The following is a 21,249-nucleotide window of genomic DNA, read 5'->3' as shown; positions in this document are numbered from 1 at the left end:
ACTCCGGCAGGGTTGTCCTATTCGGATATCTACGTGTCAAGGTCTGCTTGCGACTCAACGTAGCTTTTCGCAGCTTACCGCGTCCTTCTTCGGCTCCCGGCGCCTAGGCATTCACCGCATGCCCTTAGTTACTTAACCTTTGGTTCAGTATAAGTTTGCTTACTTATTTCGCTTGAGTTTTCACTCTCGATGAAATTGATGACCTTTTCTATATAAACAGAAAAACTCATCTGCATATCTTTCGTATGCGTTGCTGTGTAGTTTTCAAAGAACTGCTGTCGTTTGCGACAGCTTGTATATAATACCACGACTATTTTATGCCGTCAACCCTTTTTTTGCCTTTTTGGGCATTTTATTTCATTTTTGTTAACGGCTGTCCGGTCAGGTTCTTTTAAAGGCGTATTCCTCCAGGGCCAGGCCTTGGGTCTGGGTCAAGGGGCTGGCGGGCTGGTTGCCTATGAGGCCTTTACTGCGCAGGGTTTGAAGGCTCTGGGCGACGCTGGTCCGGTGTACGCCGCTGAGTTGGGCGATGAGGCTTTGGGTTAAGCGCAAGTCCGGTATGACCTCTTCTTCTCTTAGGTAATGATAGAAGGCCAGGGTCTGGGCGATTTTCATGGTGCTGGGCATGGTGTATTGCAGGTAGGACTGGTGGTAGAGGCGGCGGCTTTCTAGGGCAAAAAACCGCATGATGAAGGATAAGAACTCTGGGGATTCTTTCATTATATTACTCAATTTTTCTCGGGAGATCTGCCAGAGGGTCACATCGGTGTAGGCGGTGCTGGCGTATAGGAGGGGCAGGTCGTGCCAGGCAGGGGCCAACCAGTGTGGGTAGGGGGCAAAGGTGAGGGTGCATTTTTCCAGGCCGTTGGTATTGGCGATGCTGTCCATGATGCTGCCTTTCATGAGAAAGATGATGTCGCTTGCCCGGTCTCCAACTTGAGAGAGCCGGCTGCCTTTAGGGTGGTGGCTGACAGAAGCCAGGTCTGCCAAGGCGGCTGGCCAATGCGGGTAGCCCATACCCAAGGGCTTTAAGGTCAGGAAGGGGCTGCCGGTAAGGCGCTCGTCATTCATAGACGGCCTCCTTTCTAGAGGTACGTTTGTTTGTAGTGGTCGCTACTTATCAAGCATTTTTATACATGGTATGATGGCCCTAATGAATAGCTATCACAAAGGAGGATGGATATGTCTACAATGTCATCTCGGAAAGAGTACTTATTATGGTTCCTTGTCTTCGGGATTCCCATCATCTTTGGGCTTTTGCCCTTGGATATGGCCCCTAAAATGCAATATTTCCTAGCCATTGCCCTTTGGGGGGTCCTGGCCTGGATGACCTCTATTGTTCCCGCCGGAGTGGTCGGGGCGGTTCTGCCGTCCTTGTTTTTCTTTTCCGGAGCGGCGCCGGCTGAGGTGGCTTATGCGCCTTGGTTCAACAGTCTCATCTGGGGGACCATTTCGATTTTACTCATTGGCTATGCCACGGATAAAACGGGGATTGCCAAGCGGATGGCCTACAGCATTATTTTGCGCTTTGACTGCAATCTCAAGGGCCTGGTCTGGGCCTTTATGGGGGCCGGGGTGGTCATGGCCTTTATCATTATTGACCCCATGGCCCGGGCGATGATTTTTACGACGATTGCCCTGGGCATTGTGCGGGCCCTGGATATTCCCCTTAAGAGCCGGGAAAGTACAGCCCTGGGCTTGGCGGCTTTCTTTGCCATGAGCGGCCCGGGGCTGATGCTCTACACCTCAGGCAACGGGATTTACATCAACAGCGTTTACCGGAATGTGGCGGGCAATATTGATTATTTCCAATGGATGCTGGGCAATATCCTTCCCAGCCTGGCCTGGATGCTTATTTCCGTCTTGATTGTGCTGAAATTCTTCCGCCTGGACAATGGCCGCTGTTTGGATGCTCGGGAGTCTCTCCTGGCCCATAAAAAAGCCTTGGGCCCGATGAGCCGGCAGGAGTGGACGACCCTTATTGTCCTCCTGGTCCTGGTGGCTGACTATATTTTAGCACCGATGGCGGACCTGGACCCCTTCTTACTGAGTGCTTTGCCCATGGCCCTTCTCTTCTTGCCGTCGGTGGGCATCTTAAAGCCCAATGATTTTGAGGAGGCCAATTTAAAGATCCTCTTTGTCATGACCGGGGCCATGTCCATCGGCTCGGTGGCCGGGGCTGTCGGCCTGGTGGATGTGCTCATCAAGTCTTCAGAGCCGGTTATGGGCCAAGGCCCGATTATTATGACCATCGCGACCTTTGTCCTGGCGGTGGTGGCCAACTTTGCCCTGACGCCGCTGGCGATTGTCTTTACGCTGACAGAGGCCATTACCAACATGGCCCTGTCCTTTGGCTATAACCCCTTGCCCATCGCCTATGCCCTCTGCTTTGGGACGGATGTCTACATTTTTCCCTATGAATACGCCATTCTTTTAATGTGCACCGGTTTCGGCTTAATGGACAACAAGCTGCTCATCAAGGCCTTGTGCCTCCGTACCCTGGGGGCTTTCGGGATTTTATTCCTGGTTTCTATTCCCTACTGGTATTTAATCGGCTTGTTTGCTTAACAAAGAAAGGGTGCTCCCCTCCGGAGCACCCTTTCTTTGCTGTGAGCAGCCCGTTGGGGCTTCCCTTAAATGCGAATGCTCGGCTGGTCGCTGATGAGCAATTGCTCACCGGGAGCATGGGTGTACAGGCGCACATTGGTTGACCGGGGAAATTCCCGCTTGGCAATCCGGGCAACCAACTTGATCAGGGCCGGTTGGCCGATGGCTTCAAATTCTTCACGGTGGTAACCGTGTTCGCGAACGTGGTAGGTCTCGTCCCCCCGCAGGGTGATGATCAGACCCCGGTTACGCTTATAAGTTAAAATTTCAATGGCAGCGCCGGCCTCCAGCTTAGGCAGACGGCGGCGCAGTTCCTTGGGAATGGCTTCCAAACGAATCATAGCGTCCCTCCTTTTTAGAAGCAACAGAAGCTTCTTTAAGCATAGCAGAGAAGGGCCCGGATTGCACGTTTTTGCCCATGACAGGCCCGGGACTTTTTCTTTTTAAGCGGGAAGTGCTATACTACTGGTATTCAGGAGGTGCGCCATGTTGGAAGAAATTTTAGCCTATAACAAGCGCTTTGTAGACAGTAAAGAATACGAATTTTTTATAACCGACAAATACCCGAACAAGCAGGTGGCCGTGCTCACCTGCATGGATACCCGCCTGTCCACCATGCTCAGTGCCGCCATGGGCCTGGCCAATGGCGACGCGAAAATTATAAAGAACGCCGGTGCCCTGGTCTCCCACCCCTTTGGAAGCACCATGCGGTCGCTCTTGGTGGCGGTCTATGACCTCAACGTGACGGAAATCTTTGTCGTGGGCCATGATGATTGCGGCGCCGGATCGCTAAATGCCGATACCATGATGGCCAAGATGACGGCGCGCGGCATCAGCCAAGATACCTTTATGACCCTGAAAGGCGCCGGCGTTGACCTGCGCAACTGGCTGGCGCCTTTTGACAATGTTGAAGAGGCGGTCCAGCAAACGGTGGCCAATATTAAGGGCCACCCGCTCATGCCAACCGGTGTGGTCGTTCATGGCCTGGTGATGAAACCGGACACCGGGGCCTTACGCCTCATTGTCCGGGACCCTGATGCGACCACCGACTGACCTGCGGATAAACAAAAAAACCGCCCTGCAACCGATCAGCCCTCTCTGTCCGCTTGACAGAGGGGCTTTCGGTGGCAGGGCGGTTGCTTTATGGGCCGATTTCCGGCCTAGGTGTCAAAGGCTCAGGGCCTGGCCTTAATGTTCGGACTTGGCCGGGGCTGCGTTGGCAGCCGCAAGAATATCTTTATAGGCCCAGTGAGCGGCGTCCACGTCTTTAAAGCTGACGCTGCCCTTCTGCTGGGCGAGCTTAGCGGCTTCATCTGCCGTCAAGCTGCGACCGGCAAAGCGGTTGAAGAGGGCGCAGAGTTCTGCCCGGGTGACCGGGGCATCCGGGCGGAAGTTGCCGTCCGGATAGCCGCTGATCCAGCCCTTGGCATGGGCGCGTCCAATGGCTTCCGCAGCCCAATGCCCCTTAACATCCTTAAAGGGAGCCGGCTTGACAGCGCTCTTGTCATCCCGGGTAAGCATGGCGGCCAGTTCGGCACGGGTGATGGGGGCTTCCGGGCGGAAGCTGCCGTCCGGATAGCCGCTCATGTACTTGGCGTTGACAACGGTAGCGACGTCATTTTCATACCATTTCCCGCTGTTGTCGATGTCTGAAAAAACGGGCAGTTGCTGGGTGATTGGCTTGTCCTGCAAGTAAAGGCGACTGAAGGCTGCAGCGGTTTCGGCACGGCTGACCTTTTGCCCCGGGCGGAAAGTGCCGTCCGGGTAGCCGCTCATATAGGCAGCCTGGTCAGCGGCCGGTTTATCCTTATCGGTCGGTTTTTCTTTGTCTGCCGGTTTCTCTTTATCGCCAGCCTTGTCCTTGTCAGCCGGTTTCTCTTTGTCACCAGCCTTGTCCTTGTCGGCCGGCTTGTCTTTGTCGCCAGCCTTGTCCTTGTCGGCCGGTTTCTCTTTGTCGCCAGCCTTGTCCTTGTCGGCCGGTTTTTCTTTGTCACCAGCCTTGTCCTTGTCGGCCGGTTTCTCTTTATCGCCAGCCAGGTCCTTCTTGTCTGCAGCGACCTTGGTCTGCGTTGAAGGACTAGGTTCAGGGGTTGCCAGGGCGGCTGCCGCCGGCAGGGTTGTCAGCAGGAAGGCCGCCATTAAGAGCAGGGCACTGCATTTTTTAAATAGGGTTCTTTTCATAAAGCTTCTCCTTTCACGCTTGAAACATTCGCTTGTGGGCAGGTCGGCGCCGGCCCTTTAAAGCCGGCAGACAGGGCCGCCGTCGGACAGGTTTGCCGGCAACGGCCACAGCGGATGCATTCCGGGCTATTGATCTCGCTGACTGGGTCAATGGCCATTCCACAAGCTTTTCGACATTTGCCACAACTAATACAACGCGACGCATCCAAATGATACCGATAAAAGGCCACCCGGTTAAAGAGTCCGTAGATGGCGCCCAGGGGGCACAGGTACTTACAGAAGGGGCGGTAGACCACCATGGCCGAGAAGATGGTCAGGGCCAAGACGACGTTTTTCCAGATGAAGAGGTTGCCCAAGGTCTTGCGCAGGTCCGGGTTTAAACCGACCAGCGGCCAGCCCCCTTCCAGCATACCGGCCGGGCAAATCAACTTGCAAAAATAGGGGCTCCCTGAGCCGATGACATTGACCAGGGTCAGGGGCAAGATGATGACAAAGACCAGCAGAACCAGGTATTTCAAATAACGCAAGACCCGGTCTCCCGGGAAGGTATGAATTTTTTTAAGAAAGGGGACCTTGTGCAACAAATCCTGGACCAGCCCAAAGGGGCAAAGCCAGCCACAGACCAGCCGCCCCAGCAGCGTCCCGATGAGGACGAAAAAGCCCATCATATAAAGGGACAGCTTATATTCGGCGCTGCCGATGACCGCTTGCAAGGCCCCGATGGGGCAGGCCCCCAAGGCCCCCGGGCAGGAATAACAATTCAAGCCGGGGACGCAGGCGGTTTTTAAGGGGCCGGTGTAAATTTGCCCGGTGATAAAACCGGTCAGGTGGGCGTTGCTGGCCAGGGTCCAGGCGCCTTGACCAAAGTGACGGCGGGCATCTGAATAGGTTCGCTTAGCCAATGCCGATACACTCCAGACAAATGCGCGAGGCCTTGGCGAAGACGACGCCCGTCTCATTGCGGAAGATGCCGCCGATGACCATGGCCAGACCGAGGACCAGCAAGGCCAGGCGGCAATAGAGGCTGTAGGCGTGGGCTTTCATTAGCCTTGAACCTTCGCCAGTTCCTGCTCGATGACCTGCTTCCATTCGTCAAGAGACTTGGAGCCGGCGTAAGTTTCCCCAACAATTTTGCCGTTTTCATCAACGAGGAAGGTCGTCGGCAGGGTGGTGATGCCGGCCAGGCGACCGTTCAGCATGCCCTTGTCCGGTTTGCAGAAGGGGTATTCGGCGCCGGTGTCTTTTTGAATCTTTTTGGCCTTGTCAACAATATCCTTTAATTCTTTTTTCCCATCGGTCACGTCCATGACCACGCCGATGACTTGAACGCCCTTGTCCTTCATTTCATTGTTCAACTTGTTCAAGTCAGGGATTTCCGCAATGCAGGGGTTGCAGAAGGTGGCGAACACATTGACCAGGGTCAGCTTGTGGCCCTTCAGGTCATCTGAAGTGAAGGTTTTGCCGTCAATGGTGTCCATTTTAAATTTTCCCAGTTCGGTCACATCGCCGCCGGCAGGTGCTGCCGTGCTGCTGGTGCCGCCAATGGCTGCTGCCGAATCTGCCGGCATGGCAGCGCTGCTGCTTGCCTTATCGCTGTCACCGGTACCACAGCCGGCTAAAATCCCCATGCAAAGGCCGACCAAACACATCATTGCCACTAATTTTTTTCTCATTCATTTTCCTCCTAAATTCAATAGACGATGATTACCAGAGCAGTAAGAACAGTTGGCATTGTAGCATAGTCTCCGCCGGTTTGTCTTGATTTTATAGCACATGTTACTAAATCCGAAAAAATTGAGCCGAACATTTAAGAAAACAATCACAAGCCCCTTGTCAGCTTGAGAAAAAAGTAAAAACCCGACACGTTTTTAAAAAAGTGTCGGGTTTTGTCTCTTAACTTGTTCAGGACAGGTAACGAAGGCTTGGTGGAAACCGTCAAGAAAGGGCTTGAGCCAGCCGCTCCAAGCTGCGCAAGGCGGCCAGCAGCTCTGCCCGGGTCCGGTCAGCGCTGAGCGGGGTCGTAAAAGACAGGGCTTCCGCCTGTAGGGTCTTGATCAGCTCCTCGCCGGCGGGGGTCAGGCGGTAGCCGGCTGCCCGGCGGTCGCCACCCGCTTGGTTCTTCGCCAAGAGGTCGCGGCTGACCATCCGGTTGAGGATGCCGGAAACCGTTCCTTTTGACAGGCTCAGCAGGTCGCAAATATCACTGTTGCGGATGACCTCCTGGGCCTGGGCGGCAGTCAAAACGCTGAACTGCTGCGGGGTCAGGTCCCAGGCTTCCAAGGTCTCGCTCAGGCGGTTTTGCATCAGGCCGTTCACTTCGCGCACGGCATAAAAAAGGCGCAGGGCCAGTTGGTCTTGTTCGGTCATTTTTTCTCCTCCATTGTTGAATGGTTTGCCTGCAAACATCGTACCGCAGGCGCCTTTCCCTGTCAATGCCCGCCCCGGAAGGCTTCTCTTGTTCCCCTGCCCGGCTCGTGCTATGATTATTCCAGTGGAGGTGAGGGCATGAATGCTGCTGAAAAACGCCGCCAGCTCTTGGCGGAAATGCCGGTGGGCAAACTGTTGATGCGGTTTTCCCTACCGGCCATCGTGGGCATGGTGGTTGGGGCTTTATACAATGTGGTGGACCGGATCTTTTTGGGCACCGTTTCCGGCCAGGCCATCGGGGCGGTTTACATTACCTTCCCGGTTTTTTTGGTCATCATGGCCATTTCCATGTTGATCGGCATCGGGGCGACAACGCTCATTTCCATCCGGTTGGGCGAAGGCGCCCATGACGAAGCGGAGCGGATCCTGGGCAATGCCTTTGTACTGATGATCATAGCCGCCCTGGCCCTGGTCACTGTGATTTTCCTCTTTGCCGAACCCCTCTTACGCCTTTTCGGGGGGACAGACTCGCTGATTCCCACAGCCGTCACCTATATGCGGATTCTCTGCCTGGCCCTGCCCCTGCAGATGCTCTCCTTCAGCCTGAACAATGTCATCCGCGCCGAGGGCAACCCCAACCTGGCCATGGCAACCATGGCCGTGGGCACCTTTATCAATGTGGCCCTGGACTACCTCTTTATTATGCGGCTGGGGATGGGGGTCCCCGGCGCCGCCTGGGCCACGGTCATCGCCATGTCTTTTTCCGGCCTCTGGATTTTACTGTATTTTTTAAGCGGCCGGTCCCTGCTCAAGCTCCGGCGGCAAAACTTCCGCTTACACGGGCCCCTGGTCCGCCGCATTGCGGCCCTGGGGATTCCCACCTTCGGCATGCAGATGGCCGCCAGTTTGGTCATCACCGTCATCAACCAGGAACTGAAGGTTTACGGCGGCGATAACGCCCTGGCCGCCATGGGGATTGTCCACAGCGTTTCAACCCTCTGCTTTTTCCCCTTGTTCGGAATCAACCAGGGCGTCCAGCCCATCATCGGCTTTAATTTCGGCGCCGGCGCCCCCCACCGGGTGCGGGAAGCCTTGTTTAAGGCCATTGCCGTGGGGACGGTCTTTGCCGTGGTCACCTTCAGCCTGATCATGGTCTTTACCGACAGCATCGTCCAGGTCTTTGCCAGCAATGCGGAAACGCTGGCGGCCGTGGGCGACTATACCCGGGAAGGGCTGCGGCTAAATATCCTATGCCTCCCCCTCTTGGGCCTGGGCATTGTGGGCGGTACCTATTTTCAGGCCACCGGCCGGGCCGCCATTGCAACCTTTTTATCGCTGACCCGCCAATTGATTTTTCTGATTCCCTGCGTAATTATCTTTGCCCGCCTCTGGGGGGTGACCGGCGTTTGGCTGGGCTATCCCGTCAGCGACCTGGCATCGACCATCCTGGTGGCCATCTTCCTCTTCCGCTACCGGCATGAATTGCGGGGTCAACCGCCACAGGGTAAGGACCAGTAGCCAAAAATAGCCAGCATAAAAAAAGGGGGGGCCTTCTGCCAAGTCTCGGCAGAAGGCCCCCTTTTTAATCTTTATTGCTTTTTAACGATCAACTTGCTAGCAATCAACGACGCCGGTCAACGGCTGCCCATCTGGGCATTTAAAGCGTCGATGGCGGCCGGCAGGTCGGCAATGCGTTGAATCACCATGTCGGCGCCGGCGGCAATGTATTTTTCCCTGGCCGCATTGCACAAGGCCTCCTGCCTGGCTTCCGATAAGCCCTCAAAGGTGGCTTGAGAGAGGCCGATGAGGTTGCTCCCTTCCAAGACGCCAATGGCCAAGGCGCCGGCGTTTTTCCCTTCGCCGATGTCTAAAACCGTGTCGCCCACCTTGACCACCCTATCGGCCGGGTAGATGTTCAATTGCCGCATGCATTCATAAATCATAAAGGGGGCCGGACGGGAGCTATTCACATCATCGCCGGTCACCACACAGTCCGGAGCATAGCCCTGGTCTTTGGCAATGGGCAAAAGGGCCTCAATCATGGCCCGGGTGTAACCGGTGGTGGAGGCCACCGCAAGGCCGCGGGCCCGTAAGGCGGCGGTCATCTCCGCCACCCCATCAATCAAGCGGGCGTGGCCCAGGATGGCCGGCTCAATCTGGCTTTCAAAGGCACCGTAAAGGGCATCAATATCCCCTTCACTTGCAGGACGGCCAGTTTTAGCCAGCCATTGGTCAGCGCCGGGCGCCTTTGTTAGCAGGCAGGCGATGTGGTCCCGTTTGGCCATCCCCATATAGGCGTTGATCTCATGGGGCGCCAGGCTGAGGCCCTCCGCTTCAAAGATAGCGGTCATGGTGTCCAGGGGCGCCAGAGACCCGTAATCCACCGTCGTGCCGGCCCAGTCGAGGACGACCATTTGAATTTTTTTGCTCATAACGTTCTCCTTTGCAAGCCAATCAGCAAGGGCAACTGCCGGCGGCTCAGCACCGCTAACCGGTCAACTGCTGCAATCAAGAAACCGCCCTCGATACATGCAAACGATTCATACGAACGAAACATGCGAAGGCGGTTCAGTCATCTGTTAACGATAATGAATAAAGGCATCCGGATCAACGGCCTTACCATTGACACGCGTTTCAAAGTGCAAGTGGGGGCCTGTAGCGGCGCCGGTCATGCCTTGGGCGCCAATGACCTGGCCCTGGCCCACCGGTTGGCCAACGACCACTGAAATGCTCTGCAAATGGGCATAGCGGGTCACCAAACCGGACGGGTGGGTGATGTCAATGCAATTGCCGTAGGTAGAGAAGGCTTCCGCGCGGGTGACCACCCCTGCTGCAGCGGCAAAAATCGGGTCTCCTGCCGCACCGGCAATGTCAACACCAGTGTGAAAATCGGTCTGGACGCCATTGCCCAGGGGGTAGACCCGTTGACCGAAGGGGGAAGAAATATAGGTGGCCGTGGTGGGCCAGATCAACTGGTCACCGGTCGTGACCGGAGCGGTATTCACCTTGTTTGCTTCTGCAAGGGCCGGGGTCGGCGAAGTGGCTTTCGGGTTGGTGGTGCTGGGGGGCGCCACTTTGGCCACTTGCGGTGCCTGGTAGGCATTCATGTGGGCCCACATGGGCTTTTGGTTGGTCCAGGTGCCGCCAACCATTTGCCAGTTGGGATCGCCATCCACCAAGACCAGCATTTGGTTACCGGACAGCCCGATGTTACGGTTAACAATATTTTCAAACAGGCTGAGCGGGACATAGGCCGATCCGTTTTTAATCACGAGCGGATAGGTAGAGCCGTCAGATAAGGTAATCCTGGTGTTGCGCTGGGTCAAGCCAATTTCGTAATTCTGCTGACCGTGGGTCAGTTTGATCTTATCCTGGCCTTCCGCCCGCCAAACCAAGTCCATGTTCAAATCTTTAAAGGTGGACCGGAGGGGCAACCAAACACCATCTTGTTGAACGACAGCTGCACTTTTCAGGGGAACATAGGCATATTCCGGCTGAGCCGCCTGGGCCGGCGCCGCCTGGGCGCATAAAACGGCCAGGCCACATACCAGGGCCAAAAGCAATGCCAAACATCTTTGACGCAAATGAAGCCACATCCTTTCCATACTAAGGGTTTGCAGATAGTTTAGCACAAAAAAGACCGGTATGGCTTAAAAGGAACAATTTGTAACCACTTTGTTCCGTCTTAACCGGTGCGTTCGCCTTATCCGACGCCCACCGGCGGCCTGGCTTTAACGCAGGGGGCCCCGACGCAAAAAGGCCAAGAGGTCATCGCCGACGTAGCTGTCCTCGTTAAACTGGAAGCTGATCCCGGCGGCGGCAAAATCGGCCCGGACCTGGTCGTAAAGGCTGCCTTGGGCGGTGAAAATTTCAGCCGGCCGGCTGTTACCATTGATCCAGGCCTGACTAAGGCGGGATAGGAGCTTCTGCTGCCAGGGCTTTCCTTGCCCCTGGTCACGCTCAATAAAAACGTCCGTCCATTCCACGGCGCCGCTGTCCAGGTTGACCAGGTAGACGGCGCGGGGCTGGCGGCTGCCCTGGACCGGGTTGAAGAGGTAGAAAAAGAAGAGTTCCCGGGGAGCCTGGTCTGCCGGCAAGTGGGCCAGCCGGGCCAGGGTAAAGGCCGGCAAAAGAGGCGCAGGTCCCGGGTCTTCAGGGGGCGCGGCCAAGGGTTTAAGGCCCTCCTCCGTCATTTGGAAGCGGTGGGCCTTGTTCAGCACCAGGGGGCCGTTGGTCAACCGGCCGGCAGCAAACAAGTCGGCAACGCTCTCCAGGACGGTGCACAGGCAGGCCCGGTCCGGGCCATCGGCAGGCCGGGGCAGGTCGCCGGGCAAGAGCCGTTCACAGGAAAAGCTGCCGTCAGGCCGGTAGAGGAGCTCCAGCCGGTTGAGGTCCTGGTTGGCCACATAGCCGACGGCATCATCCCGCCGGGCCGCCTGTTCGGCCCAGGCGCCGGCCTTCCCGAAGGAAAGCCGGACCACCACCGCCTCTGCTTCAAAAAAGCGGACTTCCATAAAGACCTGCCCGGCCAAGCCGTAAAAGGACAGGGGCCGGTCGGCCATGGCCCCCTGCCAGGGGGCGTAGGGCAAAAGCCGGGTCAGGGCAGCCGCCAGCGGGTCCCGCTCAGCCGCCACCGGCCTGTCCGCCGGAAGGGGCAGGGCCGCCAGGGCATCCTTATGGGCCTGCGGCAGGCGGCGGCTTTCGCGCGCCTTACGGATGGCAAGCCGCCGGACTTCCCGGCTCAATTGGTCGTTTTCCGTTAAGAAGGGGTAGGCCGTCTCCCATTGCTTGGCCAGGGCAGTGGCCAAATACCAGGCCAGCATGGTTTGGACATAATAATGGCTGGCCTCCTGCCCGGCAACCCAGGTCAAATGGACCTGGTGAAAGTTTTCATCTAATAGAAACCGCTCCATCATCCCCACGGCAAACCGTACCGTATAAGGCGACCCCTCTGCCAGCCAGCGCCCCAGGGCCTGCTCCAACTCCTCCGGTTCCCGGGCCAGGACCGGCGGGCGCAGGGCATCGCATACCGCCCAATTGTCGACTTCCGGCAAAAAGGCCTCCACTTCAGCCAGGGTGGTCGCCGCCTCTTGACCGGCGTTGATCAGATAGGCATGGATCAGATTTTCCTCGTGGCTGGCATGGGGCAGGTCGGCCATAAAGGCGGCCCGTGCCGGGGCATCCGCGGCCAAGTCCTCGGCAAGCCGGTGCAAGGTCTGGGCCCGCACACCTAAAATCGGCGCCGCCGGCAGGTGTCGAAAAAGGCCTTCCATAAAAGTGCGATAAGTCGCTTCTGCCGCTTCCTCAAGTGCGGTCTTAATCCGGTTATGAACCTGGGTCATTGTCCTGCCTCCTTGGCGCCGGTTGACGGTCTGAGTGTCTTGCCATCGGCGTCTTCATAAGCCCTTTGACCAGGCTTACGGCAGGAGCCGGCAACCGCCATCAAGATTTTTTTCATAAAACGATCCTTTCAAAATCACGGAAGGGGCCAAATCGGCCTCACGGCCTTGCCCTCGTATGTTACAATAAAGTTATTCTAGAAGATTGGGGGAAATTCACATGGCTGATCATCTCTGGCGGGCTTTGGCCGCCTATGCTGATAAAAACCGCAGCGCGGCCCATACGCCGGGTCATGCGGCAGGCAGGCTGGTCCCGCCCCGGTTGGCCCAGGCCTGGGGCAGGGCCCTCTTTGCCTTTGACCAAACCGAACTGCCCGGCCTGGATGTGCTCAGCGAGGCCTCCGGGCCCCTGGCGGCCAGCCAGGCCGCCCTTGCCCGTCACTACGATGCCGCCTTTGCCCGCTACCTGGTGGGCGGGTCAACCGCCGGCATTTTGGCCATGTGCCTGGCTTTCTGCCGGGGCCGAACGGTCTTGGTCCCCCGCCATGCCCACCAGAGCATTCGCCACGGGCTCTTTTTAGCCGGAGCTGAATCCGTCGACTTGCCGACCCGGGTCGATCCCGCCACCGGTGCCATTTTAGGCACCGATGCCCGGGCGGTGACCCGGGCCCTGGCCCGTCGGCCGGAGGCAGGGGTCTTTTGGCACATTGACCCCTCCTACGATGGCGCCCGGGCGCCTGAAGCCTTGCAAGCGGCCCGGGAGGCCGGACTGGTCATCTTGACAGATGGCGCCCACGCGGCCCATTATGGCTACCATCCCGCTTATCCCGCGCCGCCCCAGGGCGACTGCCTGGTCCTTTCCAGCCATAAAACCCTGCCCGTCCTGACCGGCGCCAGCCTCCTGGTCGGCCGTCGCCCGGCAGACCAAGAGGCCTTGGACCGGGCCCTGCGCATGGTCCAGACCTCCTCGCCTTCTTACCTGATGTTGGCCTCCTTAGAGGCCGCCTACGATTGGCTGACCGGGGCAGAGGCCCGCACCACCATGGACGAGGGCCTGGCCCGCCTGGCCCGCTTGCGCCGGTCCCTGGCCCCAACGCCCCTACAGGTGACCCTGTATGCCGACCCCTTGCGCTGGCTGATCCGGGCGCCCGGCCTGGCCGGCACGGCCTTGGCCGACCGCCTGGCCCGCCAGGGCCTGGACGTGGAACTGGCCAACCGCCGCGCGGCCCTCTTGCTCTGGCCCCTGGCCGGCCCGGATGACATCGCCTCCGCCACCCTGACCCAAGTGGCCCAGAGCCTGCCGACCTTTACCAACGAGGATAAGCCGGCAGACCCGCCACTGTCCGCACCGCCCCTGCCGGAGCGCTGCCTGACCTGGGCCGAGGCCCTCTCCGCCGACCGGGAAAGGATCCCCCTCCAGGCCTGCGCCGGCCGGATTGCAGCAGATACGGTCCAGGTCACGCCACCGGCTGTCCCCCTGGTCTTACCCGGCGAACGCTTTGATCCGGCCCTGGTGCAAAGTGCCCTGGATGCCGGCCTCCCGCCGGATACCCCCGTCCCGGTCATCCGCCTGTCCTAGACGGTCCCCATCACATTAGTTTTATTATACGAAATGAACCCCCCTCTGTCCATTTGGAGCTGATGCCATGAACCTTTCTGAACTGCGCGGGGAACACCGCGTCCTGCGCCAACTGCAACACGCCCTCGATAACAACCGCCTGCCCCACGGCCTCCTCTTTGCCGGCCCGGAAGGCGTCGGCAAGCGGGCCGCCGCCTACGCCCTGGCCGCCCGCCTGCTCTGCGAAAATCCGCAAGGCCTGGACGCCTGCGGCCACTGCCCCTCCTGCCGCTACTTAACCGCCGGCACCCACCCGGACCTGCTCCTCCCGGCCAAGGATATCCCCCGGGAGGGGTCCATCGGCATTAAACGGCTGCGGACCATGCTGGGCCAACTGGCCACCACCAGCCACGACAAGCGCAGCGTGGTCGTCCTCGTCGGCGCCGAACGCCTGACCCGGGAAGCGGCCAACGCCTTCCTCAAAACCCTGGAAGAACCGGCCCCCGGCATTACCTTTATTTTAACCGCCAGCCACCCGGAAGCCTTGCCGGAAACCGTCCGGTCCCGCCTGGCCACCTACCTCTTCGCCCCCCTGCCGGCCGCCGATGTCGCCGCCCTCCTCACCGCCGCCGACCTCCCCTACCGGCCGGCCCAGATCGACCTGGCAGCCCGGCTCTCCGGCGGGTCGCTTGCCAAGGCCCGCCGCCTTTTGGAGGACGAAAGCCTGCTGACAGACCGCCAGCAGGTCTTTCGCCTCCTCGATGACCTGCCCCGCCGCCATCCCGGCCTCCTGGTCGACGACCTCCAGACCCTCTGCCGGGCGCCCGGTGAAAAACGCCTGGACCGCACCGCCTTAAAGGCGCGGTTGCGACGGTTTTTCGGCTACGCTGAAAGCTATTACCTGGAAGGGATGAAAGCCCTCCTGGGCCTGCCGGCAACGGGGACCACACCGGCCCCCGCCCTGCCCTCTGCCGCTGCCGCCACCGCCATCCTCGCCCTCCTCCGCCAGGGGACGGCCCGCCTGGAAACCGGCGCCGACCCGGCCCTGGTCTTTTTGGTGACCCTCCTCGCCATTCAGCAGCGATTGACCACCACCATCTAGCCGATACAAGGCCTTTTTGGTATAATAGAGCCATCGGCCGCCGCATACCGGCGAGTGGTCACGAAAGATAGGAGAATGTTTATGAAAGAAGCCATTGCGGTGCAATTAAAACCCGCAGGAAAAATATACGATTTTGCTGTCACCGGCCTGCCCCCGGAAGTCGGCAGCCAAGTGGTGGTCCAAACCGACCGGGGCCTAGAGATCGGCCAAGTGGTCAAGTCCCCCCACCTGGTCAAGGAAGAGGACCTGAAGGCCCCCCTGACCCCCATCGTCCGGCTGGCCACTGTTGAAGATATGATTGCCGCCCGTGAAAATGAAAACCGCTGCCGCGAAGCCTTCGGCATCTGCGAACGTAAAATTGCAGACCACAAGCTGGACATGAAGCTGGTTGATGTGGAACGCACCCTGGACGGCAATAAGCTCATCTTTAACTTCATCGCCGAGGAACGGGTGGATTTCCGCGACCTGGTCAAAGACCTGGCCAGTGTCTTCCACACCCGGATTGAACTGCGCCAGATCGGCGTCCGCGATGAGGCCAAACTCATCGGCGGCATCGGCATCTGCGGCCGCACCCTCTGCTGCCACAGTTTCCTAACGGAATTTAACCCGGTCTCCATTAAAATGGCCAAGGAGCAGGGCCTGTCCCTGAACCCGTCAAAAATCAGCGGCTGCTGCGGCCGCCTGCTCTGCTGCCTCAACTACGAAAACGACAACTACTGCGAATGGCATAAAACCTGCCCCGGCTGTACCGCCGCTGATGTGGCCGCTAAAATGCGGGCTGACCGGGAAGCGGACAGCCAGGACAGCAAGAGCAAGGAACCCTTTGCCCACCTGGACGCCAAGCCCATCGGCCAGGGGACCAAGGCCGAACCCCCAAAGACCCAGGCCAAAAAGGCTGACCAGCCCTCCCCGGCCAACAAGGGCCGGCGAAAAGACGGCCAGGGTCAAGCTGGGCAAAAAAATAAGCGCCCCCCGAAAAAGCACCGGTCCGCCGCCAACGACACGGAAATCATCGTCGAAAACGCCGAGCCCCTGGCCGACGACAAACGGCTGCGGAAGGGCAACCGCTTCCATAAATTCGACCGGAAAAACCGGTCCGGAAGAGACGGCAAGCCCCCCCGCCGAAAGGACGGCGACCACCGCAACAAAAAGCACTACTTCTCCAAGGGCAAATCAAATGACAAAAAAAGCTGATCTCACCGCCGGCTGTTTGTTCAGCGACATCGGCATCAACGATTGGGCTTTGTACGAACGCGCCGGCGGCCTGCGTCACACCATTGACGCCTACCTGCTGGCGCGTTACGTTGAAAGCCATCTGCCGCCGCCCCGCCGGGCCTTTGACCTGGGCAGCGGAACGGGCATCATCACCCACTTGTTGGCGGCCGCCTGGCCCACTGCCCGCCTGGTCGGCCTGGAACTCCAGCCTGACCTGGTGGCCTTGTCCACCGCCAGCGCCCGGCGCAACGGCCTTGACCCGGCCCGCCTGTCCTTTATCCAGGAAGACCTGCGCCAGCCCCGTCCGGACCTGGCCAACCGGGCTGACCTGGTGGTGGCCAACCCGCCCTTTTACCGGATCGGTCACGGGGCCGCCGCCCGGTCTGACGAACGCACCATCGCCCGGCATGAAACCCACCTGGACCTGCCCGCCCTCTGCCGGGCGGCCCGCTATTACCTCCGCCAAAAGGGACGGTTTTGCCTGGTCTACCGGGCCGCCCGCTTAGACGAACTCATCAGCTGTTGCCGAGACTTCAACTTAAAACCCCTGACCCTCCAGCCCTACCAATCGCGCCGGTCAGGCCGCATTAGCCTGGCCGTCCTGGACTGTCAGTTTGAAGGCCGCGGCGATTTTACCCTGGCGCCGCCCATCCTCTTGGACTGACCCCCGCCGGAAAGGAGCCCTATGTCTACCCTCTACCTCTGTGCCAGCCCCATCGGCAATTTAGAAGACGTGAGCCTGCGCCTCATCCGCACCTTAAAGGAGGTCAGCCTCATCGCCTGCGAAGACACCCGGACCAGCGCCACCCTCTTGGCCCGTTACGATATTCATAAACCCCTGACCGCCTACCACGACCACAACAAGGCCCGGGAAACAGACCGCCTGGTGGACCACCTAACCGCTGGCGGCGACCTGGCCCTCTTAACCGACGCCGGGATGCCCTCCGTCTCCGACCCGGGCTATGAACTCTGCCGGGCCGCCCAAGCCGCCGGCCATACGGTCACCGTCATCCCCGGCCCCTCGGCGGTCCTCACCGCCCTGGTCCTGTCCGGCCTGCCGACAGACCGGTTCGTCTTTGACGGCTTCCTGCCCAAAAGCGGCAAGGCCCGCCGCCAGCGGCTGGCAGAATGGGAAAAGGAGCCCCGCACCATCGTCTTTTTTGAAGCCCCCCACCGGGTCCTGGCCAGCCTAAGCGATTTACAGGCCCACTTCCCCGACCGGGAGGTCGCCATCTGCCGGGAACTCACCAAACGCTTTGAAGAAGTCCGCCGGGATAAGCCGGAAAAACTCCTGGCCCATTTTACCGCCAACCCCCCGCGTGGCGAATTCGTCTTCGTCATGGCCGGGGCCGCCGATGAAGGCCCGGATGATGACGCCGCCCTGGCCTACGCCGCCGACCTCCTTGCCGACGGCATGCGGACCAAAGAAGCGGCCAAAACCGCCGCCGACCGCTTCGGCACCTCCTCCCGGGCCCTTTACCAGGGGCTCCTTGCCACCAAGCAAGCAGCCGCCCCTGAAAAGGCCAGCGAGGATTGACCGGCCCCGGCCGCTTAAGCCCCCACATAAAAAGGCCCCTCTTCCATCTCACTTGAGACGGAAGAGGGGCCTTTGCCCATTCCTAAGCCGGCAGGCTAAGGCTGCTTATCTTCTTCGCCCGCTTTTAAAAGGTCCCGGATCTCCGTAAGCAGGTCTTCTGCCGACGGCGCCGGCGCTTCCTCTGCCGGGGCCTCCTCATGGATGAACTTTTCCTTGCTCTTTTGCAAGAGGCGAATCACCGTAAAGATACAGAGGGCGATGATTAAAAAATTGATGATGCTGTCGATGAACATGCCGATGTTCAGCGTATTCGCTTCCTGGATGACCTTGCCGTTTTCCATCACGGCCGGCGTCAGCTCGTACTTGATATCGCTAAAGCTGATTCCCCCGGTCACCGCACCGATAAGGGGCATGATCACATCGGTCACCAAAGAGCTGACGATCTTACCGAAGGCCCCCCCGATGATCACACCGACGGCCATGTCGACGACATTGCCCTGGTTGATAAAGTCCCTAAAATCCTTTACAAACGATCCCATGGTCTGTCTCCCACGCTCCCTTTTTGACTGGTTTCAACCCCTTTATTTGCGGCTCAGCAACTGACGCACCTGGCCCGGCATGGGTAGGTGGTCTGTCAGGTTATAGCGTTTGGACAGCCGGTAACCGGCCACAAGGGCGACAAGGCAGCCGACCAGTTTAAAGCCTTTGCGCAGCAGGATCGGCAGGCCTTTAATCAGCACGATCCCCTTTAAAAATTTTTTCATCATTTGAATCCTTCCTCTCTATTGTCTATCACCACAAGAGCCTTTATGGACAGATACCCGGCTTGGGCCCTTTTTATACAAGCCCGGCACATTTTTAACAAACCAGCCCTCTGTGTTGAGCCAATTTTAAATTAATCCCTTTACATTGATACAAATTTCAGAAAAAGCGGGTCATGGCCGTATCCTAAGCGGCCCAAGCATGGTATAATAGGGCGAGAAGTGCTCAAAAAGGAGGTTTTTTTATGCAGGAACTTGTTGCAAACTTTACGGATACCATTAGCGGCTGGCTTTACAGCTATATTTTGGTATTCCTGCTCAGCGGCGTGGGGATTTACTTCACCATTCGCCTGGCCTGTGGCCAAGTCACCAACTTGGGCCATATGTTCAAGCTGCTCGGTGAAACGACCAGCACCGCTAAGCATGAAAACGGGATTACACCGTTTAAGGCTTTTTGTATTTCCGCCGCCTCACGTATCGGGACGGGGAATATCGTCGGGGTGGCGGTGGCCATTTCTCTGGGGGGCCCGGGGGCGGTCTTCTGGATGTGGGTCCTGGCCTTTCTCGGCGGTGCGTCCAGCTTTATTGAATCCACGCTGGCGCAAATTTACAAGGTGAAAAACCCGGACGGCACCTACCGTGGCGGCCCGGCCTACTACATCACCCAGGTTTTAGGCAGTAAGAAGATCGCTTACTTATTCGCTGTTATTATTTGTATTACCTACGGCTTCTGCTTCAATGCCATGCAGGCCAATACCCTGGCCGGCGCTGCCAAAACCACCCTCCACCTGCCCACCTGGGCCACCGGCCTTATCCTGGCCCTTTTGGCCGGCTGGATCTTTTTCGGCGGCGTCCACCGCATTGCCGATGTCACAGGGAAGATTGTGCCGGTGATGGCGGTCATGTATATCTTCGTGGCCCTTTTTGTCTTTGTGAAAAACATCAGTTTTGTCCCGGAAATGTTTTCCATCATTTTTAAGAACGCCTTCGGCCTCCAGGAATTCGGTGGCGCTGCCATCGGGGTAACCATTATGCAGGGGGTTAAACGGGGCCTCTTCTCCAACGAAGCCGGGATGGGGTCTGTCCCCAATGCGGCAGCCACGGCAGACACCTCCCACCCGGCCAAGCAGGGCTTTGTCCAATCCTTGGGCGTTTATGTGGACACCTGGTTTGTCTGCACGGCAACGGCCTTCATCGTCCTCCTGGGCGGCCAAGACTTCTACGGCGGCGACTTACAGGGCTTGGAAATTACCCAGCAGGCCCTGGCCAATGAGGTCGGCAGCTGGGGGATCACCTTCTTGTCCATCTGTATTTTCCTCTTTGCCTTCAGTTCCATCATCGGCAACTACTATTACGGGGAATCCAACATCGGCTTTATGGGGGGCAACAAGACCCAGCTGAATATCTTTCGGATCCTCTGCTGCTGCCTGCTCTTCCTCGGCAGCGTCGGCGATTTTTCCATCGTCTGGAACTTCGGCGATATCTTCATGGGCATCATGGCCATCATCAACTTGGTTGTTATTTTAAAAATTGGTGGCATTGCCCTGGAAACCTACCAGGACTACAAGGCCCAGCTCAAGGCCGGCAAAGACCCGGAATTCCACTCGGGACGGATTAAAAGCATCACCACCCCGCTGGAAGCCTGGGACGAATAAGCCCCAAGAAAAAGAGCCCCTTGTCGCATGATCACTCGTAGCATGAGCAGGGAAGACTTTGAAAAATAAGGTCAGACCCTCTACTGAAAAGGCTATGAACAGACCTGTTCATGGCCTTTTTCTTTTGCCGCCATTTTTCCCGACCTGGGCAGGCGGTCCCCCATCCCCCCAGGCTTCCCCTGATCACTTGCCCTTGATGATATGAATGATGATATGAAAAAGGCCGGGACCCTTCCCGGCCTTTTCTCTGCCTTTACTTGACTTCTATCCAGTTTTCGACCATCTGGCCCTTATGCCTTATTTGGTAATCATGTGCATTGGCTGCTTCTAGGATTTCATAATAGGCCCAGTGGGACTTATCCAGGTCGGTAAAGGTCTTTATTTTTTCCGGATTTTTAAGGGTGGTCTTTAACCCTTCTCCATCTACCTTTCTATTAAAGAGGTTGTTGCAGATGGTGACGGCTTCTGCCCGGGTGATTTGTCCATCCGGTCTAAAGGTCCCATCCGGATAACCCCTGATTCTTCCGTTGCCATAGGCTTGGTTGATGGCCTTTTCTGCCCAATGGCCTTTTACATCGGCAAAGGGCGCCGCCGCGGAATTTTCTTTATCCAAGGGCATGATCATTTGGGCAAATTCTGCCCGGGTGATGGGGGCGTTCGGCTTAAATGTGCCGTCAAGGTAGCCCTTCATTAATCCCGCCCGAACCACTGCGTTAATATAAGGATTGTACCAACCGGAGGCCACGTCGCCAAAGGCCGGTTTTTCGGTGTTGGAAACATCCATTTCTTTTAAGAGGGCGATGATTTTGGCACTTTCCGCCCTGGTGATGACGCCATCAGGTCTGATGCTGCCGTCAGGATAGCCGGCTAAATAGGCGGCAGAGGAGCCGTCAATTGCCGGTTTTTCTTCATCGGGCTTCTGCGGCT

General features: G+C 58.1%; 22 protein-coding genes and 1 rRNA gene. 9 read left to right on the top strand and 14 right to left on the bottom strand.

Annotated features, from left to right (window positions below):
* Both BLQ16_RS09060 and BLQ16_RS09055 read right to left on the bottom strand, forming a co-directional pair.
* Positions 1 to 138: ribosomal RNA gene (locus BLQ16_RS09060) — 23S ribosomal RNA — on the bottom strand; the annotation flags it as partial.
* Positions 139 to 381: 243 nt separating this feature from the next.
* Positions 382 to 1,071 carry a Crp/Fnr family transcriptional regulator gene (locus BLQ16_RS09055; RefSeq protein WP_091792407.1) on the bottom strand — a complete coding sequence of 230 codons (690 nt, stop codon included), beginning with the start codon at positions 1,069 to 1,071 and terminating at the stop codon, positions 382 to 384.
* A gap of 111 nt (positions 1,072 to 1,182) precedes the next feature.
* Here BLQ16_RS09055 and BLQ16_RS09050 point away from each other — a divergent pair, with 111 nt between their 5' ends.
* Complete coding sequence (locus BLQ16_RS09050) at positions 1,183 to 2,568, top strand: SLC13 family permease (protein WP_159428072.1); 1,386 nt, start codon at positions 1,183 to 1,185, stop codon at positions 2,566 to 2,568.
* Positions 2,569 to 2,633: 65 nt separating this feature from the next.
* Here the strand turns inward: BLQ16_RS09050 and BLQ16_RS09045 are convergent, their stop codons facing one another.
* A complete protein-coding gene (locus BLQ16_RS09045; RefSeq protein WP_091792405.1) occupies positions 2,634 to 2,948 on the bottom strand; it encodes a hypothetical protein in 315 nt (104 codons plus the stop codon).
* Between the two features lie 145 nt (positions 2,949 to 3,093).
* Here BLQ16_RS09045 and BLQ16_RS09040 point away from each other — a divergent pair, with 145 nt between their 5' ends.
* Positions 3,094 to 3,660, top strand: a complete 567-nt coding sequence (locus BLQ16_RS09040; protein ID WP_091792404.1) for a beta-class carbonic anhydrase — start codon at positions 3,094 to 3,096, stop codon at positions 3,658 to 3,660.
* A gap of 135 nt (positions 3,661 to 3,795) precedes the next feature.
* On the opposite strand, the gene BLQ16_RS09570 is transcribed toward BLQ16_RS09040, so the two are convergent.
* The 5 genes from BLQ16_RS09570 to BLQ16_RS09010 all read right to left on the bottom strand — a co-directional run bounded on the left by BLQ16_RS09570 (position 3,796) and on the right by BLQ16_RS09010 (position 7,155).
* Positions 3,796 to 4,788: an S-layer homology domain-containing protein gene (locus BLQ16_RS09570; protein ID WP_144019693.1), complete on the bottom strand. Its 993-nt coding sequence runs from the start codon at positions 4,786 to 4,788 to the stop codon at positions 3,796 to 3,798.
* Complete coding sequence (locus BLQ16_RS09025; RefSeq protein WP_242868990.1) at positions 4,785 to 5,690, bottom strand: 4Fe-4S binding protein; 906 nt, start codon at positions 5,688 to 5,690, stop codon at positions 4,785 to 4,787. The genes BLQ16_RS09570 and BLQ16_RS09025 overlap by 4 nt, the downstream gene beginning before the upstream one ends.
* Positions 5,683 to 5,832, bottom strand: coding sequence for a CD1871A family CXXC motif-containing protein (locus tag BLQ16_RS09745; protein ID WP_091792400.1), 150 nt, complete (start codon positions 5,830 to 5,832; stop codon positions 5,683 to 5,685). The genes BLQ16_RS09025 and BLQ16_RS09745 overlap by 8 nt, the downstream gene beginning before the upstream one ends.
* Positions 5,832 to 6,461, bottom strand: coding sequence for a TlpA family protein disulfide reductase (locus tag BLQ16_RS09015; protein WP_091792399.1), 630 nt, complete (start codon positions 6,459 to 6,461; stop codon positions 5,832 to 5,834). Before BLQ16_RS09015 ends, BLQ16_RS09745 begins: the two co-directional genes overlap by 1 nt.
* A gap of 262 nt (positions 6,462 to 6,723) precedes the next feature.
* Positions 6,724 to 7,155, bottom strand: a complete 432-nt coding sequence (locus BLQ16_RS09010; RefSeq protein WP_159428071.1) for a MarR family winged helix-turn-helix transcriptional regulator — start codon at positions 7,153 to 7,155, stop codon at positions 6,724 to 6,726.
* A 138-nt stretch (positions 7,156 to 7,293) separates the two neighbouring features.
* On the opposite strand from BLQ16_RS09010, the gene BLQ16_RS09005 reads away from it, so the two are divergent.
* A complete protein-coding gene (locus BLQ16_RS09005; protein WP_091792397.1) occupies positions 7,294 to 8,673 on the top strand; it encodes an MATE family efflux transporter in 1,380 nt (459 codons plus the stop codon).
* Between the two features lie 116 nt (positions 8,674 to 8,789).
* Here the strand turns inward: BLQ16_RS09005 and phnX are convergent, their stop codons facing one another.
* The 3 genes from phnX to BLQ16_RS08990 all read right to left on the bottom strand — a co-directional run bounded on the left by phnX (position 8,790) and on the right by BLQ16_RS08990 (position 12,497).
* Positions 8,790 to 9,587 (bottom strand): phosphonoacetaldehyde hydrolase, encoded by a 798-nt coding sequence (gene phnX / locus BLQ16_RS09000; RefSeq protein WP_091792396.1) that lies wholly within the window; start codon positions 9,585 to 9,587, stop codon positions 8,790 to 8,792.
* A gap of 147 nt (positions 9,588 to 9,734) precedes the next feature.
* Complete coding sequence (locus BLQ16_RS08995; RefSeq protein ID WP_242868989.1) at positions 9,735 to 10,739, bottom strand: M23 family metallopeptidase; 1,005 nt, start codon at positions 10,737 to 10,739, stop codon at positions 9,735 to 9,737.
* Between the two features lie 147 nt (positions 10,740 to 10,886).
* Positions 10,887 to 12,497: a DNA alkylation repair protein gene (locus BLQ16_RS08990; protein WP_091792394.1), complete on the bottom strand. Its 1,611-nt coding sequence runs from the start codon at positions 12,495 to 12,497 to the stop codon at positions 10,887 to 10,889.
* 217 nt (positions 12,498 to 12,714) lie between these two features.
* Between BLQ16_RS08990 and BLQ16_RS08985 the strand changes: the two genes are divergently transcribed.
* From BLQ16_RS08985 to rsmI, 5 genes are all read left to right on the top strand, one after another.
* The gene (locus BLQ16_RS08985; RefSeq protein ID WP_091792393.1) at positions 12,715 to 14,073 is read left to right on the top strand and encodes an Orn/Lys/Arg family decarboxylase; all 1,359 of its coding nucleotides are present in this window, start codon (positions 12,715 to 12,717) and stop codon (positions 14,071 to 14,073) included.
* Between the two features lie 67 nt (positions 14,074 to 14,140).
* The gene (locus BLQ16_RS08980; protein WP_091792392.1) at positions 14,141 to 15,154 is read left to right on the top strand and encodes a DNA polymerase III subunit; all 1,014 of its coding nucleotides are present in this window, start codon (positions 14,141 to 14,143) and stop codon (positions 15,152 to 15,154) included.
* An 81-nt stretch (positions 15,155 to 15,235) separates the two neighbouring features.
* Positions 15,236 to 16,348, top strand: coding sequence for a PSP1 domain-containing protein (locus BLQ16_RS09840; RefSeq protein ID WP_091792391.1), 1,113 nt, complete (start codon positions 15,236 to 15,238; stop codon positions 16,346 to 16,348).
* Complete coding sequence (locus tag BLQ16_RS09695) at positions 16,332 to 17,033, top strand: tRNA1(Val) (adenine(37)-N6)-methyltransferase (protein ID WP_159428070.1); 702 nt, start codon at positions 16,332 to 16,334, stop codon at positions 17,031 to 17,033. Before BLQ16_RS09840 ends, BLQ16_RS09695 begins: the two co-directional genes overlap by 17 nt.
* 21 nt (positions 17,034 to 17,054) lie before the next feature.
* Positions 17,055 to 17,906, top strand: coding sequence for a 16S rRNA (cytidine(1402)-2'-O)-methyltransferase (gene rsmI / locus BLQ16_RS08965; RefSeq protein WP_091792390.1), 852 nt, complete (start codon positions 17,055 to 17,057; stop codon positions 17,904 to 17,906).
* A gap of 95 nt (positions 17,907 to 18,001) precedes the next feature.
* On the opposite strand, the gene mscL is transcribed toward rsmI, so the two are convergent.
* Together mscL and BLQ16_RS08955 are read right to left on the bottom strand one after the other, a co-directional pair.
* A complete protein-coding gene (gene mscL / locus BLQ16_RS08960) occupies positions 18,002 to 18,445 on the bottom strand; it encodes a large-conductance mechanosensitive channel protein MscL (protein WP_091792389.1) in 444 nt (147 codons plus the stop codon).
* Positions 18,446 to 18,487: 42 nt separating this feature from the next.
* A complete protein-coding gene (locus BLQ16_RS08955) occupies positions 18,488 to 18,673 on the bottom strand; it encodes a hypothetical protein (protein WP_091792388.1) in 186 nt (61 codons plus the stop codon).
* Between the two features lie 239 nt (positions 18,674 to 18,912).
* Between BLQ16_RS08955 and BLQ16_RS08950 the strand changes: the two genes are divergently transcribed.
* Positions 18,913 to 20,322 (top strand): alanine/glycine:cation symporter family protein, encoded by a 1,410-nt coding sequence (locus BLQ16_RS08950; RefSeq protein ID WP_091792387.1) that lies wholly within the window; start codon positions 18,913 to 18,915, stop codon positions 20,320 to 20,322.
* A gap of 253 nt (positions 20,323 to 20,575) precedes the next feature.
* On the opposite strand, the gene BLQ16_RS08945 is transcribed toward BLQ16_RS08950, so the two are convergent.
* The coding region (locus BLQ16_RS08945) for an S-layer homology domain-containing protein (RefSeq protein WP_144019692.1) at positions 20,576 to 21,249 on the bottom strand (674 nt) is incomplete at its 5' end.

Source organism: Peptococcus niger (genome assembly GCF_900101835.1).
Classification (GTDB): domain Bacteria; phylum Bacillota; class Peptococcia; order Peptococcales; family Peptococcaceae; genus Peptococcus; species Peptococcus niger.
This window is presented reverse-complemented; position numbering and strand designations above follow the sequence as displayed.

What these genes read in the sequence shown, in the direction of transcription:
- BLQ16_RS08955 (WP_091792388.1), bottom strand. Translation starts at nt 18,673, where the DNA reads ATGATGAAAAAATTTTTAAAGGGGATCGTGCTGATTAAAGGCCTGCCG.
- BLQ16_RS09010 (WP_159428071.1), bottom strand. Translation starts at nt 7,155, where the DNA reads ATGACCGAACAAGACCAACTGGCCCTGCGCCTTTTTTATGCCGTGCGC.
- BLQ16_RS09745 (WP_091792400.1), bottom strand. Translation starts at nt 5,832, where the DNA reads ATGAAAGCCCACGCCTACAGCCTCTATTGCCGCCTGGCCTTGCTGGTC.
- BLQ16_RS09055 (WP_091792407.1), bottom strand. Translation starts at nt 1,071, where the DNA reads ATGAATGACGAGCGCCTTACCGGCAGCCCCTTCCTGACCTTAAAGCCC.
- BLQ16_RS09840 (WP_091792391.1), top strand. Translation starts at nt 15,236, where the DNA reads ATGAAAGAAGCCATTGCGGTGCAATTAAAACCCGCAGGAAAAATATAC.
- mscL (WP_091792389.1), bottom strand. Translation starts at nt 18,445, where the DNA reads ATGGGATCGTTTGTAAAGGATTTTAGGGACTTTATCAACCAGGGCAAT.
- BLQ16_RS09570 (WP_144019693.1), bottom strand. Translation starts at nt 4,788, where the DNA reads ATGAAAAGAACCCTATTTAAAAAATGCAGTGCCCTGCTCTTAATGGCG.
- BLQ16_RS09005 (WP_091792397.1), top strand. Translation starts at nt 7,294, where the DNA reads ATGAATGCTGCTGAAAAACGCCGCCAGCTCTTGGCGGAAATGCCGGTG.
- BLQ16_RS09015 (WP_091792399.1), bottom strand. Translation starts at nt 6,461, where the DNA reads ATGAGAAAAAAATTAGTGGCAATGATGTGTTTGGTCGGCCTTTGCATG.
- BLQ16_RS08950 (WP_091792387.1), top strand. Translation starts at nt 18,913, where the DNA reads ATGCAGGAACTTGTTGCAAACTTTACGGATACCATTAGCGGCTGGCTT.
- BLQ16_RS09050 (WP_159428072.1), top strand. Translation starts at nt 1,183, where the DNA reads ATGTCTACAATGTCATCTCGGAAAGAGTACTTATTATGGTTCCTTGTC.
- phnX (WP_091792396.1), bottom strand. Translation starts at nt 9,587, where the DNA reads ATGAGCAAAAAAATTCAAATGGTCGTCCTCGACTGGGCCGGCACGACG.
- BLQ16_RS09045 (WP_091792405.1), bottom strand. Translation starts at nt 2,948, where the DNA reads ATGATTCGTTTGGAAGCCATTCCCAAGGAACTGCGCCGCCGTCTGCCT.
- BLQ16_RS09040 (WP_091792404.1), top strand. Translation starts at nt 3,094, where the DNA reads ATGTTGGAAGAAATTTTAGCCTATAACAAGCGCTTTGTAGACAGTAAA.
- BLQ16_RS08980 (WP_091792392.1), top strand. Translation starts at nt 14,141, where the DNA reads ATGAACCTTTCTGAACTGCGCGGGGAACACCGCGTCCTGCGCCAACTG.
- rsmI (WP_091792390.1), top strand. Translation starts at nt 17,055, where the DNA reads ATGTCTACCCTCTACCTCTGTGCCAGCCCCATCGGCAATTTAGAAGAC.
- BLQ16_RS09695 (WP_159428070.1), top strand. Translation starts at nt 16,332, where the DNA reads ATGACAAAAAAAGCTGATCTCACCGCCGGCTGTTTGTTCAGCGACATC.
- BLQ16_RS08985 (WP_091792393.1), top strand. Translation starts at nt 12,715, where the DNA reads ATGGCTGATCATCTCTGGCGGGCTTTGGCCGCCTATGCTGATAAAAAC.
- BLQ16_RS08990 (WP_091792394.1), bottom strand. Translation starts at nt 12,497, where the DNA reads ATGACCCAGGTTCATAACCGGATTAAGACCGCACTTGAGGAAGCGGCA.